Raw genomic sequence first — 16,988 nt, forward strand, 5'->3', positions numbered from 1 at the left:
GAGCGCACCTTGAGATTAAGTGCAGAAGCAATCAATGTTATCCAAGATGCATTCTTACGAGTCTTTGAAAAGGGAGAGCTATACCTTTTCGGCAGTCGAGTTGATGATACCCGTAAAGGTGGCGACATTGATTTATATGTAGTGACAGACCAGCAGAATAGGCTGGGTGAAAAGCGCATTGATTTTCTCGCACAGATTAAACATAAAATTGGAGATCAACGCATTGATTTGGTAATAAATCGAGGCACTAATCGCCCCATAGACAAGATTGCAACAAATGAAGGGGTGCTACTATGTCAACGGCATTAAAGCCCATATTCGAATCACTAGATGGATTATTTAACAGTTGCGACATTGACTACTCTTTGTTAAAAGAGCAAGTGTTGAATGAGTCTTGGCTTAAAGATTATTCAAACCAACGCATCGTTAATAGCTTTCTATTTAACTACATTAAAATTCAAGACAAGCTTGGAGCGAGCTTGTTTCGTAAACTATTATTTTCATTACGTGAAATCAACAATGAAAATCTACCAATGATAGACATGCTCAATTTGTTAGAAAAACTTGAAATCATTCCGTCGATATTAATGTGGGATAAGCTCAGAGAAATACGTAATGCTATTGCACATGAATACCCATTAGAAATTGAAGAACGCCTGGAAAATATAGCATTAGCATTGAGTGGGTTTAACCAATTAAAAGATTTGTATGCAAATATTAAGCAATATGCCCAATTGAAGCAGGTGATGTAAATGCAAGTGTGCGGGGTTACAAAAATGGATCTGACCCCATTTTTTCAATTGCGGGACATAAAACGGTTTACAGGCGGGTCATTTGGCTAACAATGTGGATTGTTAGAGAATTTGCACTCTTTTGTTTAAAATTGCGACTTTCAAATAGTGTACAAATTAATAGTTGCGACTTTTTATCAGTACATTGTATACTTTACGCATGAAGCGCTATCTCGACGATTTTGTATTAAATGACCTTGCTACGAAGGCGGTTGTATTGACTGGCCCGCGACAAGTGGGTAAAACCACATTGAGCAGGCAGTTGATGCAGTCGTTCCCTAGCGCCCAGTATTTGAATTGGGATGTATTGGCCGACCGAGTGGTATTGCAGCGGCAATCGTGGAATCCTCGTGCCAAATTATTGGTGATGGATGAAATTCACAAAATGCCAAATTGGAAGGCTTGGCTCAAAGGCGTTATTGATGGTCGCTTGGCTGGACAGTCATTGCTGGTGACAGGCAGTGCGCGCATGGAAACATTTCGACAAGCTGGCGATTCGCTTGCTGGGCGCTATTTTTCGTTTAAATTGCATCCAATTTCCGTGCTTGAATGGTGCGTGCAACAGGGTGTTGACCCGGCAGTGGCACTTGACCATTTATTAGAGCGAGGAGGTTTCCCAGAACCTTGCTTGGCTGCAGATGCGATTCAGGCAGAGCGTTGGCGTGCGCAGTATTTCACTGATCTTATTCGTGAGGATGTGTTGGAGTTTTCTCGCCTGCATGAAATTACCACGATGCGACTGTTTGTTGAGTTGCTACGGGAGCGTGTAGGGTCACCGTTATCTTTAGCTTCGATTGCCCGTGATCTCGCTGTCGCTCCCGCGACCTTGAAACGTTACCTGGATATATTACAAGCGTTGTTTATTGTCTTTACGGTCCATCCGTGGCATCGGAATGTCGCGCGCGCTATTTTACAAGCACCGAAAGTATATTTCTTCGATACTGGTTTGGTACGGGGTGACCAAGGCATAAGATTGGAAAACGCAGTGGCAGGAATGTTGTTGAAACAGGCTGACTTCCTGCGTGATAGTGCTGGCAGAGAAGTCAGTCTGCACTACATTCGTACTAAGGATGATGCGGAGGTGGATTTTGCATTCAGTGAGGCCGGAGAACTCACTCAGCTAATTGAATGTAAATTGAGTGACAATAAGCCGCATCGGGCTTTGGCTCGCTTTGCAGCGCAGTTTCCAGATGCGCAGGCTGTGCAGCTTGTTTATAATCTGCGACAGGAAGAATTTAGAAATGGAATCATGATTACAAATGCAGCTAATTGGCTGTCGCAGTTATCTGCTTAGTTTTTCAGATGCAGGTTTATGGTTGCTCACGGTAAAAGGCAATTGGCGAATAATTTTTAGGCTATTCATATCCGCAATAGAGACTTTGAAATTGAAGTCAGTGAACAGGCGTTATCCAATATGCGCAAAGGCGCACCAGAAGCCGCACTGTTGTACGCAGAAACGCAAGCTAGTATTGCTAAGCGTGAAAATGCAAAAGCTACTGGTGAAGGTGAACACGCGTTGCGTGATCGTGGGGCAGGGCGGCCAACTAAAAGGCAGTTACGGGATATTAAACGGTTTACGGGTGCTTAATCACTTGAAATTTGTTATCATGCTTCTATGTTTAGTGCCCTGCAAACGGTTAACTGACGAATCTTTTTTTGTAATGGTAGTAGCTGCTTAGCATCAGCAGTAACTAAGCAAGGCGGAACGATTGCTGGTAATTCATGTAAAGAGATTAATGAAAATTGAAAGTCCTGTAGTGATTACAAAAAATGCAAAACAACTCTAATAAACAGACCATTAAAAACTCCAAATGCACCTTTTCATTTTCGGAAGAGGGCGCTTTAGCAGCATTGATAATGAGCAGCATTGTAAAATTTAAGTGAGCCTGCGTCGTAACACTATTTGGAACCTAGCGGGCAGTGGGTTGCCGTTAATAGCCGCAGTAGCACTTATTCCGTTTACACTCAATCGCTTGGGTAATGAAGCCTTCGGGGTACTTACACTTATATGGGCATTAATTGGTTACTTTAGCCTGTTTGATATGGGCGTTGGCAGAGCGCTTACATACGAGCTGAGCAAATTAAGAGTCGTAAACAATGTTTCTGAAATCTCACTCACACTTAAAGCAGGTTTAATGCTTACGCTTGCCGCAGGTCTGCTAGGGGCGGCAGTTATGTTGATATTGGCACCTTACCTTGCAACTAGCTGGCTAAAAATCAGCCCTGCATTGCAGCAAGACGCGATGTTGTCATTCAAAATCGCTGCAATAGGGGTAATCCCAACCACAATCACCAGTGGCTTAAGAGGGGCGCTTGAAGGGCTAGGGCGTTTTGCAGCATCTAATTTGAATAAAATTTTTCTTGGTTTTTGCATGTTTGTACTCCCAGCGCTTTCAATCGCGTTGCATGGTAACCATCTCTGGGCAATTACGCTTTACTTAGTGTTAGCACGTTTACTTGTTTTGGTTGCCGCAACAATACAACTAAAAGAATATATTTTTGCACCAACTACCGGTTTGATCAAAAAGCACCTAAAGCCATTGGTTAATTATGGCGTGTGGGTTACCGTCACAGGCATTGTTGGCCCGCTTATGGTGTATGGCGACAGGTTCTTTGTGAGTGCTGTTGTTGGCGCTGCACTTCTCCCACTTTATGCAATCCCTCAAGAAGGATTGCAGAGGTTATTGATGATTCCAGCAGCTTTATGTGGAGCATTGCTCCCGCAGTTGGCAGCACTGAGCCCTCAAAATGCCGCCGCTACCTACCAGCGTAACTACAAAAGAGTGGCCGTTGTGATGTTCGGCATTTGCTTGCTGGCTGCATTATTGGCATATCCAGCACTTGCGTGGTGGCTTTCTGTAGAATTTGCAAAAAATGCACTGCCAATTGTCCTTATTTTATCAGTAGGTATATGGCTTAATTCAATGGCATTAGTGCCATATACGCTGATGCACGCCAATGGCAACCCAAGGCTTACTGCGCTGTTTCATTTGTTTGAATTGGCGCTATATGTCTTAGCATTGTGGTGGCTTGCTACAAACTTCGGTCTGATCGGTGCAGCGTTAGCTTGGGTTGGGCGAGTAGCGCTTGATCTTATTTTGTTGCATATTGCAGCCAATAAATTATTACGAGTTTCTTATGAAAAAGCCTGATACATCAATCATTGATCAACCTTGGCCAGAAAGTGAATTAGAGCACGTTGATGCTTGCCCCTATTGCGGTTCAAAAGAGCGAACCATAGCCTACAAAGACGTGCAAGACTGGAGCTTTTACTGTGCGCCTGGTAAGTGGACATATTGGGACTGCAAAGGGTGCGAAGCACTCTACCTAAGCCCGCGGCCTACAGAGGCAACTATAGGCAAAGCCTATGCCAGCTACTATACTCACGGCTCGAACGAAAATTCATTGAAGCAAAAGATTAAAACGCAATTGAAGAACGAGTGTTTTTCGCATTGGTTAAATACCAACATTACGCCCAGGCTAAATCTACCAAAATCGCTTGGTTTTTTGCTAAATCCACTTAAAAAAATGATATTTCTGCCTTTTGAATTAGAACAGTTAGTTGTGCTACCCAAAGGTAAGTTGTTGGATGTAGGCTGTGGCAGTGGCAATATGCTAAGGCTTGCAAAAGAATTGGGATGGGAGGTAACAGGGCTGGAAATAGATCCAAATGCAGTAAAGGCCGCAAGGGAACAAGGGCTTCATGTAATTGAGGGTGATTACCGTAAGCTAGAGCAGTTTGTGAATAGTTTTGATTGTATTATTTGCAGCCATGTTTTAGAACACGTGCATCAACCATTGATGTTGCTAGAATTATTAGCTAAAGCGTTAAAGCCACAGGGCGTTTTGTTCTTATCTCTTCCCAATGCCAAAAGTCATGTAAGACTGCAGTTTGGTGAGAACTGGCGGGGGATAGAGGCACCTAGGCACGTTGCCATTCCAACACTAAAAAAATCAATTGAATTCCTGAGTTTTTTAGGGTGTACAGTAATCAGTCAAGTTACAGCATACGATATAACTATTCCTGAGTCAGTCAGAATAAAAGAAAAAAAATCAACTTTAAGCAGGCTAGATTTTATTTACTTAAAATTAAAAAATTCTTTGATACGGAAACCCTTAGATACTCAATCTGATTTTATCCAATTAGCTGCACGTAAAAGTAGAGAATAAATGAAACCTAATCATTTTATATCAACGTTAGATAGTAAAGTAGCTGCGGTTATCGTTTTATATTTCCCAGATGAAGCCTTGTTAGATCGATTGTTAAATAGCTTACGTGGAGCGGTGAGTGAACTATTCATTATAGATAATACGCCCAACGATAAGCTAACATGGGTCTCCATAGACTGGTTTGTGTCAAAAAATCATCATGTTGTGTACCACCCGTTAGGTGATAACTACGGCATTGCCAAAGCGCAGAACGTGGGTATAGAACTAGCTATAAATAACAATTGTGACCACGTTATTTTGTTTGACCAAGATAGCGCCGCATCACAAGATATGATAGTAGAACTATTATCAGAAGAGCGAGCGCTATTAGTTAATGGTGTTAAGGTCGGTTCAGTCGGTCCAGCTTTTATAGATGAAAAAACGGGTGAGTACGCAAAAGTGATTAGGTATGGGAATATTTTTGTTAATCGAATTTCAGTTTCTAGTAATGACGTGAAGCCAATTCAGGCAGACTATCTGATTGCATCTGGCTCTTTAATTAGAATAGCTGTACTGCAAGAAGTGGGGTTAATGCGTGATGATTTGTTTATTGATTGGGTAGATATTGAATGGGCTCTGCGTGCAGGTAACCTAGGTTACCTGCATTTTGTAATACCTAAAGCGGTGATGTTGCATAGTATTGGTGATGATTGTGTGGATATTGGGGTACGCAAAGTGAATTTACACAGCGATATTAGAAATTATTACATTGTCAGAAATGCTTGCAATTTAGTATTAAACTCGGTGATGGGTAGAAGATTTCGCACGAATATTTTCCTTAAAATCCCGACTTATGTTTTGTTTTACTCTATGACCTCTAAGTCGCGTTTCGCTTCATTAAAACTTTTGTTGCGTGCATGTGTCGATGGGGTTTCTGGCAGATTGGGAAAGGCTTTTTAACGGTGTTTTTGCAATCTATGTATGAAGCAGTGATTTGCAGAACTGTGGTTAAAAAGCAAAACATGATGGAATATGCTTTAGCAATGATTGGGGCAATTATCGCGGTTTATATTTGCCAACCTATCTCTAAAGATGCTGATTCATATCTGGAAATATTTGAGCATATATCTGACCATACGGAAATTGAATACTTGTTTCGATATTGGTTGAAGATTGGTTCGGCTCTTGATGCTTCTTTTTCTTTCACTTTACTACCGCTTATTTTTTTAACATTGCTCTTAAAACTAAAAGCTTTCCAGCGCTTAGGTGCTCATTCTCTGGTGTATGTTTTTCTTACATATATTGCAGTTTTTTACTTATTGCATGAGAGTGCACAACTTAGAATTTCATGCGCATTAGCATTTGCGTTATGGTCTTGTGTAGCAATTATGAGGCATCGATGGGCATATGCGATTTTACTTTGTGTCTTGGCAATTGGTTTTCATGTGACCTCAGTGCTATTGCCACTGGTTTTTGCCGCTTGTTATTACAGTAAAGCGATTTGTAAGTTTTCATGGTTTTTCTTGTTGCTTGGTTTCTTGTTTTTTTCGTTAAAGCTATCCACTATAGGCCTAGTTGTAGTTCCAGTTATTAATCTTTTTGGTGGACGATATACATATTACGTAAATTCGTTTATAGAAGAGCAAAATACTTCTGGACTTTTTCTTGTATACGCGTTGTTATTAGGCGCATTATTAATATTTTTATATTTCTGGGGAAGAGTTAATTCAAAGAGATTGCCAGAGATTTATTGGGTACTTTTATCTGCTTGTGTGTATGGATGTAGTTTGCTTTTTTTGTTGTATGAAACTGTTGCAGTAGCTTCACGTCTTTCTGACGTACTCGTTATTTTAATAGTCCCTTTACTTGCAATTGTGATTAGCAAGCTTTCAGTAACTTTCAGACACTTTGGCTTTATACTCTTAGGGGGATTTTTTAGTGCCAGAATTTATCAATTATTTGTGCTTTAGAGGATAGCAAGTATGCAAAAAACTTATATTAAGAAACTTGCAAGAGTTTATGGATTTTTTTCTACACTACCTTTTCGGTTGTTGAAGAGTAAAATCCCCCCCCAGAAAATGTAGCACACACAGCTTGGGTTGATTTTTTATCAGAATCTTTTAACAAACAGGGCGTTCGTATATTGGAGATTGGCTCAAGAAATGTAACAGGCGCAAATTTACGAAATAGGTTTTCAAATGCAGACTATGTTGGCTTTGATTTCTATGCTGGAGAAAATGTAGATGTTGTTGGCGACGCACATAAACTTTCACACTATTTTGTTGGGCAAGATAAATTTGATTTAATCTTTTCGTCTGCAGTTTTTGAACATTTACATATGCCTTGGGTGGCCGCTCTTGAAATCCAAAAGATGCTTAAGGTTGGTGGATTTGTTTTTATTGAAACCCACTTTTCTTTTTCTTCACACGAACGCCCATGGCACTTTTTTCAGTTTTCAGATATGGGTTTAAGGGCATTGTTCAATGATTCAATGGGGTTTGATTTAATTGATGGTGGAATGAGTAATCCAATTTCGGGTTATTTTTCTCATGATGCTGATGGTTATTTAAGATATTCGCCTGTACCCGAGTTGTATTGTCATAGTGAGATTCTTTGTAGAAAACGCAGTGAAATTGAAGGCTTTGAGTGGGGCAGCGTTGATATAGACGACATAGTTGAAGGAACTCGTTACCCAATGCCAAAGTGATGATGTAAAGCTGAAATAGCAGAAAATTAGTTTACGCTAAATACAGAGGCAAGATTAGTGAATAGATATGAATGAAGAAAATTGTCTTGGTGTTGCTGTTTTACTTTCCGTATATAACGGTATGGAGTGGATTCGGGAGCAGATTGATTCTATTCTTAACCAAGAAGGCGTTGAAGTCACTGTTTTTATCAGTATTGACCCGTCTTCGGATGGAAGTGAAGAATTATGCAGTCAATTTGCAAGCCAATATAAAAATATTTTTGTACTTCCAAATGTAGGTAAGTTTGGAGGAGCCGCTAAAAACTTCTTTAGGTTAATTCGTGATGTTGATTTTTCTAACTATGATTACATTGCATTGGCTGATCAAGATGATATTTGGCAACAGGATAAATTATCTAAGGCAATTGAAGCACTAGTTAGAACTAAGGTAGATGCTTATTCAAGCAATGTGATTGCTTTCTGGCCTGATGGTAAACAGAAATTGATTAGCAAAGCACAGCCGCAACGGCAGTGGGATTATATGTTTGAATCTGCGGGACCGGGTTGTACTTTTGTGTTAACTAAAAAGTTAGCTTTAGAGGCTCAAACTTTTTTAATTAAAAATGAAAAAAAATGCCAAAATATAGCACTGCATGATTGGTTTATTTATGCTTTTGCAAGGTCGCGGGGATTTAAGTGGTTTATTGATCGTGAGGCACATATGTTATATAGGCAACACGCAAGTAATGTGGTGGGGGCGAATGTCGGCCTTAAAGCAAAATTAGCCCGTTGGCAAAAATTGCGCGAAGGCTGGCTAGTGAAGCAAGTTCTACTTATTGCAGATGTTTTAGGATATCACGATGCTTGGCCGATACAAAAGCTAAAACAGTACCACTTTTTTGATAGATTAACTTTAATTAAAAATATACATAAGTTACGTAGACGCCTTCGCGACCGTGTTGCATTGGCGCTGTTTCTATTGCTGCCATTAAAAAAATGAAAATTTTAGTGACAGGTGCTAATGGTTTTGTTGGCAAATTTCTATGTGCTGAATTGCATAGTCAGGGGTATGCTGTAAGCGCGGCGGTGCGCTCTTCAAGTTCATTGGTTAAAAATGCAGAAATGGTCACCATTGGTGAGATTGATGGTGATACCGATTGGATTGATACACTTAATGGTGTAGATGTGGTTATTCATTTGGCCGTAAGGACAATAGGGGACAGGCCACAATTACAACTATTATTTGGCGCTTATCGTATTGTAGCGGCTTTATAAACTGTGTTGCGTTCTCGCTTACCTACGGTAATCACTAACACGATGAGTCCATTAGATTTAGTCTAGGCACATTTGTTGAATTTACTTGCGTTACATGTAACTATATTGCTATAATTCGTTACATGTAACAAAATAAAGAAAGGAATTGATCATGCAAGCAAATGTTGCTTTAAGAGTACAAAAGCATCGAGCTAGCCTACGGGCTGCGGGATTACGCCCTGTGCAAATATGGGTGCCTGACACGCGTCGTGCGGGTTTTGCGGATGAATGCCGCCGGCAATCACTTGCATTGCGTGGTGACCAGCAAGAGGCTGATGTGTTGGATTGGTTAGAAGTTGCAGCTGACACTGAGGGCTGGAAATGAGACGTGGTGATTTAGTCACTATTGCGTTGCAAGGCGCTTATGGTAAGCCGCGCCCTGCATTAATTATTCAATCCGACCTCTTTGCTGAACATCCGTCCGTTACCATCCTCCCAGTGACAAGTGAGTTGCGGAATACACCTTTATTTCGTATTGCCGTTGATGCAGACGAACATAATGGGCTCAGTAAAATTTCCGAGATCATGGTGGATAAAGTGCAAACCGTCCCTCGTGATAAAATTGGCAACGTGTTCGGACACCTCGCTGAAGAAGATATGCTCGCTGTAAGTAGGGCGTTTGCAGTTTTTATGGGTGTGGTTTAGAAAGGGTTGCAGATTGGTGTGTTAAGCAATGCTAAACTGCAACCAATTTAGCTTTAGTTCACACTCAATATTTTATTGGTATGGTAATCCCCCCCCCAGAAAATGGGAACAATAGGGGGCGGCCACGTTTATTTCCTAACCAGCAAAGCTGATGTTAAGCATTTAATCGTGATCCGTCCCTTATTGCGTACTTATTGCGTACGAGCCTATTGCCAATGAAAACCATCAGCAATTGCAGCTCAAACCCGCCATCGTTTACGATTTAAAATTGCCACGCCTGTTGTTTTTGTTGACAACGGTTGTGGTGTTGTTATAATTTACAACATGAAAGCACGGTTATTACTTAAACAAAGGTTGGTATTAAACGAAAGTGCGTTTGCAGAAGTTGTGATTTGGCAACTACAAGCACCGTTAGAGAGTTCAGCTCATGATTACAAATATCGCCTAGCGTATGTTGTAAATGGTGATTGCGTGTTGCGTTATGATAATGAAGCTGGCAAAGGTGATCATCTTCATAGTAATGAACAAGAGATTGATTATAACTTTGTATCAACCGAGCAATTGATAGATGATTTTTTTGCTCAAATTAAACGAATGGAGAGCCAACAATGAATACTGTCATGCTATCAGTAGAATCAATTAACAGCGTTGCAGAACGTGCAAAGCAAGCATTAAAAGGCAAGGCGCAAGGCGCATACATTAGCTTTGCCAGTCTTGATTTGCTATGGAAAATATTGGCGCCTAATCGTATGGCCATTGTAAAGGCCCTTACTGGCAGTGAGCCATTAGCCCTGCGTGAGATTGCCAGACGTTTAGATCGTGATGTTAAAGCTGTTCATACCGATGTGCAAATGCTATTAAAAGCAGGATTATTAAATAAAACAGACGCAGGTAAAATATCCTTTGGATATGATGCAATTCACGTAGATTTTATGTTAAAAACTGCGTGAGTTTTCTAAGTGTCAAATGGGGTTAAGTGTCAAATGGGGTCAGACACGATTTATACTAAACTTTCATACTCTTTTGAAAATGCATTCGGCAATGATAACTGGCGCAAGTGGCTTTGTGGGTAACTTACTTTGTATTCAGATGCTTCGTCTGGAATCCCCGCCCTTTAGGGCGGGGAGGATGCCAAGGGTGTGGTTTAGTAAGAAGGTCAAATGGGGTCAGACACGATTTATATAGTATTACCCAAGCGCCTTCCGAATCTCTTTACAATATGTAATCATTCGATTACACTGCTGATATGATCTATACAGTAAAACGTCTCGAAGAGTTCTCCGGCTGGCTCAAGGGTCTAAAGGATAGTTTAACCCGGCAGCGCCTCAATAAGCGCTTGCGCAAGGTTCAGCTCGGCAACTTGGGCGACGTAGAGTCGGTGGGCGAAGGTGTGTACGAGATGCGCGAACACTTCGGGCCAGGCTGGCGAATGTACTATATACAGAAAGGTGACGCGCTAATCGTGATGCTTGGCGGTGGTGACAAATCAACGCAGCAGGCCGATATCAATAGGGCAATCGAATTGGCCAAATATTTGGAGAATTGAACCATGACTAAGAAGATAAAAATTTCCGAACTCCCCGAGTTCGATGCGGCAGAATACCTAAACAGCGAAGAAGACGTGGCGGCGTACCTCACCACCATACTTGAAGAGAATGACCCTGCACTGCTGGCGGCGGCGCTTGGCGACATTGCTCGCTCGCGAGGTATGACGCAGGTTGCGAAGGATTCTGGTATCACGCGGGAAGCCCTGTACAAAGCCCTTCGTCCAGGCAGTGAACCGCGTTTCGATACGGTCAGCCGTGTGTGTGCCGCTCTTGGTGTGCGCTTAGTCGCGCAACCAGTGCATGCCACCGCCTGATAGCAATAGCTTTAAACCGGTCGGCTCCAATCTGATGGTTCCAACCCAGACGGACCAACTTTATAAACTGAGTTACGTTCTGTAGGCGATAATAAGATAATACGGAAGATAATACGGGGCAGACCACGTTTTGCTAAGGAGCAACGGTTAAGTGTAGTTTGGTATAATCATTTTCGAGGGTATCAGAAATTTTTTGTAAGTAGTCATTTGCAGGACACCTTCGCCCGCCTCAGAAAAATCTTAATTAAGTAAATTTATAATTGCATAATATACGATGTGGTAGATGCGGTAGTGGATGGTGAAACAGGAATATTGCATCAACCAAAAAGTATTGAGGGAATCAAACAGGCATTGCTGGCTTTAACTAATAATGCAGATTTACGCGCAAAAAATGTCAAAACAGGCTATGGCACGCGCACATACTTTTTTACCACGGATATTCTAGTGAATACCATGCGTAAGTATTATCAAAACTTATTGGGCCGACCATCAAATGATTAATCAAAAAATTTTAGTAACAGGCGCGAGTGGCTTTGTTGGCAAGTCACTTTGTGCAGAATTGCTTAGTCAGGGTTATTCGGTATTAGCTGCGGTGCGCTCTTCAAGTTCAGTGGTTAAAAATGCAGAAATGGTCACCATTGGCGAGATTGATGGGGATGCCGATTGGACTGATGCACTCAAAGGTGTAGATGTGGCTATTCATTTGGCTGCGCGGGTACATGTGATGAAAGATACCGCCCTTGATCCACTAACAGAATTTCGCAAGGTTAATGTTGAAGGCACGTTGAATCTTGCCCAGCAGGCAGCAAAGGTTGGTATTAAACGGTTCGTTTTTGTTAGCTCTATTAAGGTGAGTGGTGAGGCTACAGAGGAAGAAAAGCCATTTACCGAAAGCGACGCTGCGAATCCACAAGATGCTTACGGAATATCAAAGTCTGAGGCTGAGCAAGGTCTTTTGCTGATTGCGCAACAAACAGGCATGGAGGTGGTTATTATTCGTCCTCCACTTGTATATGGGGCAGGCGTAAAGGCTAATTTCGCTAGCATGATGCGGGCTGTTCAACGTGGAATCCCCTTGCCGCTGGGGGCCATCCACAATAAACGCAGCTTTGTGTATGTGGAAAATCTGGTGAGTTTGATTTTACGATGTATTGACCACCCAGCGGCAGTAAACCAAGTTTTCTTGGTTTCTGATGGATGCGATCTTTCGACTACAGAATTGTTGCGAGGATGTGCTGTGGCGCTGGGAGTGAAGGCAAGGCTTTTACCTGTACCGAAAAGTTTGATTGAAGTTGGTGCAGCTCTGTTAGGTAAACGGAATGTAGCGCAGCGGCTGTGTGGTAATTTGCAGTTGGATATCACCAAGGCGCGCACATTGCTTGGTTGGACACCGCCTTATACGATAGGGCAAGGTTTACGTGCGACGGCGGAAAGATTTCGCAACATCCGTTCTTAACAGAGTGTTGATTTCATATCAGGGATATTGTTACGATAGCGATTGATGCGGAGTGATTGCTAATGGTTTGGCTATGAAAATTCGTACATAACTTCCGAATTTTCATATAAAATGCTTGAATGATTTTACGAACACGTCATCTTGAGCTGCTAAAGAGACAGCTTGCTAATTTTCCAGTGGTTGCTATATTGGGAGCGCGGCAAGTTGGCAAAACTACGCTTGCAAGGCAGTTGGAGAATGAGTGGGGTGGCCCGAAGCGTCATTTTGATCTGGAAGATCCGGATGATCAGGCGCGCCTTGCTGATCCAGCTTTTGTCCTGCGAGAGTTGAAGGGCTTAGTGGTGCTGGACGAGATTCAGCTTCGCCCGGATATTTTTCCATTGTTGCGAGTGTTAGCGGATAGACCTAATATGCCAGCTCGCTTCTTACTCCTCGGTAGCGCGGCTCCTGAATTATTGAAACATACCGCCGAGAGTCTGGCAGGCCGAGTTGTCTTTCACGAGTTGAGTGGGCTAGCGCTGGATGAAATTGCGCCATTTGCCACTGAGCCTGATTGGCTGGATACACGTTGGCTGCGTGGTGGTTTTCCGCGTGCTTTGCTCGCGAACGATATGCAGCTTAGCCGTGAGTGGCGTGAGGCGTTTATTCGTACGTATCTTGAGCGCGATTTGCCGCAATTGGGCATTCATCTGCCAGCGCTGACACTGCGCCGCTTCTGGACCATGCTGGCGCATTACCACGGACAAACCTGGAATGGGAGTGAGTTGGCTCGGGCGCTGGGTGTGAGTGACAAGACTGTGTCGCGCTACCTGGATATTCTGGAGGGGACATTCATGGCGTTTCGTTTGGCGCCTTGGCATGCAAACATCGGCAAGCGCGAAGTTAAAGCCCCAAAAGTCTATGTGGCAGATACTGGCTTGCTGCATAGTTTGCTGGGAATCGGCGAACGAGATGCTTTGCTGGCGCACCCTAAATGTGGCGCTTCTTGGGAAGGTTTTGTTTTGCGCGAGATCATACGCCAGACTGGGGCAAAACGTGATGAGGCATTTTTTTGGGGGGTTCATGGCGGCGCAGAGCTGGATTTGCTAATCCTTCAGAATGGCCGTCGCTTGGGGTTTGAAATAAAATTAACAAAATCGCCACAGGTAACCGCGTCGATGCGTTCGGCAAAAACAGCTTTGGGGCTAGATCATTTGTATGTGATGTGCCACGGCGAGGGTGAGCCCTGGCCATTGGCGGAGGGAGTGACTGCTGTTCCTGCGGCTTGTTTGGCTTCGGAGCAGTGGCTCAAGCTATAGAATTGTTGCCATTGACTTATTTCGCATAAAAAGGTCATAATGTACTTTGTTTTTATGAATTAGAGGTCTTATATGCAGGTATCTATACAGGAATTCAAGTCTCATTTGTCCCACTATGTTGGCCAGGCACAGTCTGGGCAGTTGATTGAACTGACTTCGCATCGTAAAGTGGTGGCGCGGATTGTTGGAGTGCCGTCAACTGCGAGCGCAGGGGTGTCGAGTCTATTAGCGGCGGGAGTAGCTGCTTGGCAAGGTGGCAAGCCAATGGGTGCTTCACTTAGTTTACAAAAACGAGGTAAGTTAGTTTCTGCCCTAGTGTTGGAAGATCGCGGATGATTTTGTTTTGCGATACCTCTGCACTGCTCAAGCTATACATTACCGAAGCAGGGAGTGAGGAATTAAAAGCGCTGGTGCAGGAGGTAGAGGCTGTTGCAGTGTGCCGAATTGCGTGGACAGAGGCTTTTGCTGCATTGTCCAGGCGGGCGCGAGAAGTGCCAGAAGATGCGGCTACGATTGAGCAGGCTAAGGCTGCGCTGGCGGCAGATTGGCCGCACTTCGTAGTTTTAGAAATAGGCCAACAATTAGTTGAGCTTGCGGGAGAATATGCTGACACATTTGCATTACGTGGATATGACAGCATCCAGTTAGCAGCCGCGTTCGAAGCTGGAAGTGTTTCGCAAACCCAAATATTTTTTGCTTGCTACGATATACGGCTAAACAAGGCTGCCAAGCTTTTAGGAATGTTATGTTTGTAGTTGTTAGTGTCAAACATCGTCCAATGCTTTTCACTTTTGCGCTGTGCTAAGCGCGACTTTTGCGGTGCTTAACAGATAAGCGTGACGTTGCTTGGTGTAAATGTAAAGTCTAGGCTTTTGCCAGTTCCGCAAAAATTGATTGAAATTGGGGCCGCTTTGATTGGAAAAAAAGACGTGGCGCAGCGTTTGTGAGGTAACTTACAGGTGGGTATTACCAAGGTGCAAACCTTGCTCGGCTGGGTGCCGCCTTTTTCTGTTGAGCAGGGTTTAAAGGCAACTGCACTGGGTTTGTTTCAAGACTAATTCTTTAGACAAGGTTTTAAGTTTTGGGGCGTTCGACAAGGCTCTCCTGAGCGAGGCCGAAGTGCTCACGGCTCAGGATTACGAGAAGGATATTGATTTCATTGGTGATTATCTGTCATAAGCCAGTTGAATCGCACTCAATTTTGACGCTTGTAAAATATATTTAATTACCGTTGACATGGTTCCACTGTCTGATACCATGTAAAAACATGAATGCAACACACAAAAAGATCTTAGAGGCTATCTTCACTAACCCAGTATCGAAGTCTCTTGAGTGGCGTCGTATTGAGGCATTGTTAATTGCTATCGGCAGCCAAGTGATTGAAGGCAACGGCTCAAGGGTAAGGTTTGAGAAGAGTGGCTTGTATTGAGCGACAATTATCTTGTCTGATTGCAACTTTTCATAGACCGCACCCAACAAAGGAAGCTAAGCCGTATCAGGTGCGTGATGCAAGACAATTTATCGAAAGTTTAGGAGTAAAACCATGAACACAATGACACATAAGAGCTATGCGGCTCGTGTTGAATATAGTGAAGATGATAAGTGCTTTATTGGGCATATTGCTGGCATTCGTGATGCAATTGGTTTTCATGGAGAAAGCGTTGCAGAGCTTCGTACGGCTTTTATAGAGGCTGTAGATGATTATTTGGTGACTTGTGAAAAATTAGGCCGAGAACCAAATCATCCATACTCAGGGCAGTTTAGATTGCGCTTAAAACCAGAGCTGCACGCAAGAGCAGCTATAGCAGCAGAAACTAAGGGCAAAAGTCTTAACACTTGGGTTTCAGAAGTAATAGAAAGAAGTATCGCCTCCGCCTAATAGTTTAGGAGATCAGCTGTTAGGAATGCTATGTTTGTAAATGCTACCAATATAAAAGTTATGGTTAACTGTTGAATGATAAAACGTTTATTTGATTTGTGTTTGGCGCTAATTGCTTTGCTGTTTTTGCTGTTGCCTTTTTTGCTGGTGGCTGTAATGGTGAGAGTAACTTCAGCGGGCCCAGTTTTATATTGGTCTGACCGCGTAGGGCGTAATAACAACATATTCAAAATGCCAAAATTCCGTACCATGCGTGTAGATACTCCTGCTGTAGCTACTCATCTTTTACCAGACCCCAAGCAGTTTTTAACGCCGATAGGTTCTTTTTTACGTAAATCCAGTTTGGATGAATTGCCACAACTATGGAGTATTATCAGCGGGGATATGAGTTTTGTAGGGCCGCGACCTGCTTTATTTAATCAAGATGATTTAGTGGCGTTACGCACCCAGTATGGTGTTGATAAGCTGGTTCCAGGCCTTACTGGCTGGGCGCAGATTAACGGCAGAGATGAGCTGCCGATTCCCGATAAAGTTAAGCTGGATATTGATTATATGACTAATCAATCTTTTTGGTTTGATTTGAAAATCATCTTTTTGACGTTTTTAAAGGTGTTGCGTAGGGATGGGGTTCAGCATTGAGCTAATATTAAGCCTTTGTAAGAATGCTTTTTTAGCACTCAGGTTTACGCTCCCTGAGTCTGTAGAAGCTGTTCCCTGAGCTTGTCGAAGCTGTTCCCTGAGCTTGTCGAAGGGCGCTTAATCAGAGTTATCCCTTCGACAAGCTCAGGGAACGGTTATGGTTCGACAAGCTCAGGGAACGGTTATGGTTCGACAAGCTCAGGGAACGGTTATGGTTCGACAAGCTCAGGGAACGGTTATGGTTCGACAAGCTCAGGGAACGGTTATGGT

Annotated in this window: 23 protein-coding genes and 2 pseudogenes; all 25 read left to right on the top strand. The window is 42.9% G+C overall.

What is annotated here, in order from left to right:
- The first annotated feature begins 9 nt into the window (after window positions 1-9).
- The 25 genes and pseudogenes from Q8J82_RS09910 to Q8J82_RS10030 all read left to right on the top strand — a co-directional run bounded on the left by Q8J82_RS09910 (window position 10) and on the right by Q8J82_RS10030 (window position 16,718).
- On the top strand, window positions 10-309 hold the full coding sequence (locus Q8J82_RS09910; protein ID WP_305328212.1) for a nucleotidyltransferase domain-containing protein: 300 nt from the start codon (window positions 10-12) through the stop codon (window positions 307-309).
- Window positions 294-752 (top strand): hypothetical protein, encoded by a 459-nt coding sequence (locus tag Q8J82_RS09915; protein WP_305328213.1) that lies wholly within the window; start codon window positions 294-296, stop codon window positions 750-752. The genes Q8J82_RS09910 and Q8J82_RS09915 overlap by 16 nt, the downstream gene beginning before the upstream one ends.
- 199 nt (window positions 753-951) lie before the next feature.
- Window positions 952-2,085 (top strand): ATP-binding protein, encoded by a 1,134-nt coding sequence (locus tag Q8J82_RS09920; RefSeq protein ID WP_305328214.1) that lies wholly within the window; start codon window positions 952-954, stop codon window positions 2,083-2,085.
- A 63-nt stretch (window positions 2,086-2,148) separates the two neighbouring features.
- Window positions 2,149-2,379 (top strand): annotated as a pseudogene (locus tag Q8J82_RS09925) (RNA-binding protein); the annotation flags it as partial.
- A 292-nt stretch (window positions 2,380-2,671) separates the two neighbouring features.
- Window positions 2,672-3,943, top strand: coding sequence for an oligosaccharide flippase family protein (locus Q8J82_RS09930; protein ID WP_305328215.1), 1,272 nt, complete (start codon window positions 2,672-2,674; stop codon window positions 3,941-3,943).
- Entirely contained in the window at window positions 3,930-4,961 is a 1,032-nt protein-coding gene (locus Q8J82_RS09935; RefSeq protein WP_305328216.1) for a bifunctional 2-polyprenyl-6-hydroxyphenol methylase/3-demethylubiquinol 3-O-methyltransferase UbiG, read from the top strand. The genes Q8J82_RS09930 and Q8J82_RS09935 overlap by 14 nt, the downstream gene beginning before the upstream one ends.
- Window positions 4,962-5,900 (top strand): glycosyltransferase family 2 protein, encoded by a 939-nt coding sequence (locus Q8J82_RS09940; RefSeq protein ID WP_305328217.1) that lies wholly within the window; start codon window positions 4,962-4,964, stop codon window positions 5,898-5,900.
- A 17-nt stretch (window positions 5,901-5,917) separates the two neighbouring features.
- Complete coding sequence (locus Q8J82_RS09945) at window positions 5,918-6,910, top strand: EpsG family protein (RefSeq protein ID WP_305328218.1); 993 nt, start codon at window positions 5,918-5,920, stop codon at window positions 6,908-6,910.
- 137 nt (window positions 6,911-7,047) lie between these two features.
- Window positions 7,048-7,647: pseudogene (locus Q8J82_RS09950) on the top strand (class I SAM-dependent methyltransferase); the annotation flags it as partial.
- A 67-nt stretch (window positions 7,648-7,714) separates the two neighbouring features.
- On the top strand, window positions 7,715-8,626 hold the full coding sequence (locus Q8J82_RS09955) for a glycosyltransferase (protein ID WP_305328219.1): 912 nt from the start codon (window positions 7,715-7,717) through the stop codon (window positions 8,624-8,626).
- Window positions 8,623-8,901, top strand: coding sequence for an NAD-dependent epimerase/dehydratase family protein (locus tag Q8J82_RS09960; protein WP_305328220.1), 279 nt, complete (start codon window positions 8,623-8,625; stop codon window positions 8,899-8,901). The genes Q8J82_RS09955 and Q8J82_RS09960 overlap by 4 nt, the downstream gene beginning before the upstream one ends.
- 151 nt (window positions 8,902-9,052) lie before the next feature.
- Complete coding sequence (locus Q8J82_RS09965; protein WP_305328221.1) at window positions 9,053-9,265, top strand: antitoxin MazE family protein; 213 nt, start codon at window positions 9,053-9,055, stop codon at window positions 9,263-9,265.
- Complete coding sequence (locus Q8J82_RS09970) at window positions 9,262-9,585, top strand: type II toxin-antitoxin system PemK/MazF family toxin (RefSeq protein WP_305328222.1); 324 nt, start codon at window positions 9,262-9,264, stop codon at window positions 9,583-9,585. The genes Q8J82_RS09965 and Q8J82_RS09970 overlap by 4 nt, the downstream gene beginning before the upstream one ends.
- 324 nt (window positions 9,586-9,909) lie before the next feature.
- Complete coding sequence (locus tag Q8J82_RS09975) at window positions 9,910-10,197, top strand: DUF6516 family protein (RefSeq protein ID WP_305328223.1); 288 nt, start codon at window positions 9,910-9,912, stop codon at window positions 10,195-10,197.
- Window positions 10,194-10,535, top strand: coding sequence for a helix-turn-helix domain-containing protein (locus tag Q8J82_RS09980; RefSeq protein WP_304892329.1), 342 nt, complete (start codon window positions 10,194-10,196; stop codon window positions 10,533-10,535). Before Q8J82_RS09975 ends, Q8J82_RS09980 begins: the two co-directional genes overlap by 4 nt.
- 296 nt (window positions 10,536-10,831) lie before the next feature.
- Window positions 10,832-11,131 (top strand): type II toxin-antitoxin system RelE/ParE family toxin, encoded by a 300-nt coding sequence (locus Q8J82_RS09985; RefSeq protein ID WP_304892328.1) that lies wholly within the window; start codon window positions 10,832-10,834, stop codon window positions 11,129-11,131.
- Window positions 11,132-11,134: 3 nt separating this feature from the next.
- Window positions 11,135-11,446 carry an addiction module antidote protein gene (locus Q8J82_RS09990; protein ID WP_304892327.1) on the top strand — a complete coding sequence of 104 codons (312 nt, stop codon included), beginning with the start codon at window positions 11,135-11,137 and terminating at the stop codon, window positions 11,444-11,446.
- Window positions 11,447-11,722: 276 nt separating this feature from the next.
- Window positions 11,723-11,947, top strand: a complete 225-nt coding sequence (locus Q8J82_RS09995) for a glycosyltransferase (RefSeq protein ID WP_304892326.1) — start codon at window positions 11,723-11,725, stop codon at window positions 11,945-11,947.
- Window positions 11,940-12,902, top strand: a complete 963-nt coding sequence (locus Q8J82_RS10000; RefSeq protein ID WP_305328224.1) for an SDR family oxidoreductase — start codon at window positions 11,940-11,942, stop codon at window positions 12,900-12,902. The genes Q8J82_RS09995 and Q8J82_RS10000 overlap by 8 nt, the downstream gene beginning before the upstream one ends.
- Window positions 12,903-13,021: 119 nt before the next feature.
- Window positions 13,022-14,200, top strand: a complete 1,179-nt coding sequence (locus Q8J82_RS10005) for an ATP-binding protein (protein ID WP_305252425.1) — start codon at window positions 13,022-13,024, stop codon at window positions 14,198-14,200.
- A 72-nt stretch (window positions 14,201-14,272) separates the two neighbouring features.
- The gene (locus tag Q8J82_RS10010; RefSeq protein ID WP_304892142.1) at window positions 14,273-14,536 is read left to right on the top strand and encodes a type II toxin-antitoxin system Phd/YefM family antitoxin; all 264 of its coding nucleotides are present in this window, start codon (window positions 14,273-14,275) and stop codon (window positions 14,534-14,536) included.
- Window positions 14,533-14,955, top strand: a complete 423-nt coding sequence (locus Q8J82_RS10015; RefSeq protein WP_304892143.1) for a type II toxin-antitoxin system VapC family toxin — start codon at window positions 14,533-14,535, stop codon at window positions 14,953-14,955. The genes Q8J82_RS10010 and Q8J82_RS10015 overlap by 4 nt, the downstream gene beginning before the upstream one ends.
- Before the next feature lie 512 nt (window positions 14,956-15,467).
- Window positions 15,468-15,629, top strand: a complete 162-nt coding sequence (locus Q8J82_RS10020; RefSeq protein WP_304892144.1) for a hypothetical protein — start codon at window positions 15,468-15,470, stop codon at window positions 15,627-15,629.
- A 114-nt stretch (window positions 15,630-15,743) separates the two neighbouring features.
- Complete coding sequence (locus tag Q8J82_RS10025; protein WP_304892145.1) at window positions 15,744-16,079, top strand: type II toxin-antitoxin system HicB family antitoxin; 336 nt, start codon at window positions 15,744-15,746, stop codon at window positions 16,077-16,079.
- Between the two features lie 75 nt (window positions 16,080-16,154).
- Window positions 16,155-16,718, top strand: a complete 564-nt coding sequence (locus Q8J82_RS10030) for a sugar transferase (protein ID WP_305252420.1) — start codon at window positions 16,155-16,157, stop codon at window positions 16,716-16,718.
- The last annotated feature ends 270 nt before the right edge of the window (window positions 16,719-16,988 follow it).

Source organism: Methylotenera sp., assembly GCF_030684185.1.
Classification (GTDB): domain Bacteria; phylum Pseudomonadota; class Gammaproteobacteria; order Burkholderiales; family Methylophilaceae; genus Methylotenera.

What these genes read in the sequence shown, in the direction of transcription:
- Q8J82_RS09915 (WP_305328213.1), top strand. Translation starts at nt 294, where the DNA reads ATGTCAACGGCATTAAAGCCCATATTCGAATCACTAGATGGATTATTT.
- Q8J82_RS09920 (WP_305328214.1), top strand. Translation starts at nt 952, where the DNA reads ATGAAGCGCTATCTCGACGATTTTGTATTAAATGACCTTGCTACGAAG.
- Q8J82_RS09935 (WP_305328216.1), top strand. Translation starts at nt 3,930, where the DNA reads ATGAAAAAGCCTGATACATCAATCATTGATCAACCTTGGCCAGAAAGT.
- Q8J82_RS09940 (WP_305328217.1), top strand. Translation starts at nt 4,962, where the DNA reads ATGAAACCTAATCATTTTATATCAACGTTAGATAGTAAAGTAGCTGCG.
- Q8J82_RS09945 (WP_305328218.1), top strand. Translation starts at nt 5,918, where the DNA reads ATGTATGAAGCAGTGATTTGCAGAACTGTGGTTAAAAAGCAAAACATG.
- Q8J82_RS09955 (WP_305328219.1), top strand. Translation starts at nt 7,715, where the DNA reads ATGAATGAAGAAAATTGTCTTGGTGTTGCTGTTTTACTTTCCGTATAT.
- Q8J82_RS09960 (WP_305328220.1), top strand. Translation starts at nt 8,623, where the DNA reads ATGAAAATTTTAGTGACAGGTGCTAATGGTTTTGTTGGCAAATTTCTA.
- Q8J82_RS09965 (WP_305328221.1), top strand. Translation starts at nt 9,053, where the DNA reads ATGCAAGCAAATGTTGCTTTAAGAGTACAAAAGCATCGAGCTAGCCTA.
- Q8J82_RS09970 (WP_305328222.1), top strand. Translation starts at nt 9,262, where the DNA reads ATGAGACGTGGTGATTTAGTCACTATTGCGTTGCAAGGCGCTTATGGT.
- Q8J82_RS09975 (WP_305328223.1), top strand. Translation starts at nt 9,910, where the DNA reads ATGAAAGCACGGTTATTACTTAAACAAAGGTTGGTATTAAACGAAAGT.
- Q8J82_RS09980 (WP_304892329.1), top strand. Translation starts at nt 10,194, where the DNA reads ATGAATACTGTCATGCTATCAGTAGAATCAATTAACAGCGTTGCAGAA.
- Q8J82_RS09985 (WP_304892328.1), top strand. Translation starts at nt 10,832, where the DNA reads ATGATCTATACAGTAAAACGTCTCGAAGAGTTCTCCGGCTGGCTCAAG.
- Q8J82_RS09990 (WP_304892327.1), top strand. Translation starts at nt 11,135, where the DNA reads ATGACTAAGAAGATAAAAATTTCCGAACTCCCCGAGTTCGATGCGGCA.
- Q8J82_RS10000 (WP_305328224.1), top strand. Translation starts at nt 11,940, where the DNA reads ATGATTAATCAAAAAATTTTAGTAACAGGCGCGAGTGGCTTTGTTGGC.
- Q8J82_RS10005 (WP_305252425.1), top strand. Translation starts at nt 13,022, where the DNA reads ATGATTTTACGAACACGTCATCTTGAGCTGCTAAAGAGACAGCTTGCT.
- Q8J82_RS10010 (WP_304892142.1), top strand. Translation starts at nt 14,273, where the DNA reads ATGCAGGTATCTATACAGGAATTCAAGTCTCATTTGTCCCACTATGTT.
- Q8J82_RS10015 (WP_304892143.1), top strand. Translation starts at nt 14,533, where the DNA reads ATGATTTTGTTTTGCGATACCTCTGCACTGCTCAAGCTATACATTACC.
- Q8J82_RS10020 (WP_304892144.1), top strand. Translation starts at nt 15,468, where the DNA reads ATGAATGCAACACACAAAAAGATCTTAGAGGCTATCTTCACTAACCCA.
- Q8J82_RS10025 (WP_304892145.1), top strand. Translation starts at nt 15,744, where the DNA reads ATGAACACAATGACACATAAGAGCTATGCGGCTCGTGTTGAATATAGT.
- Q8J82_RS10030 (WP_305252420.1), top strand. Translation starts at nt 16,155, where the DNA reads ATGATAAAACGTTTATTTGATTTGTGTTTGGCGCTAATTGCTTTGCTG.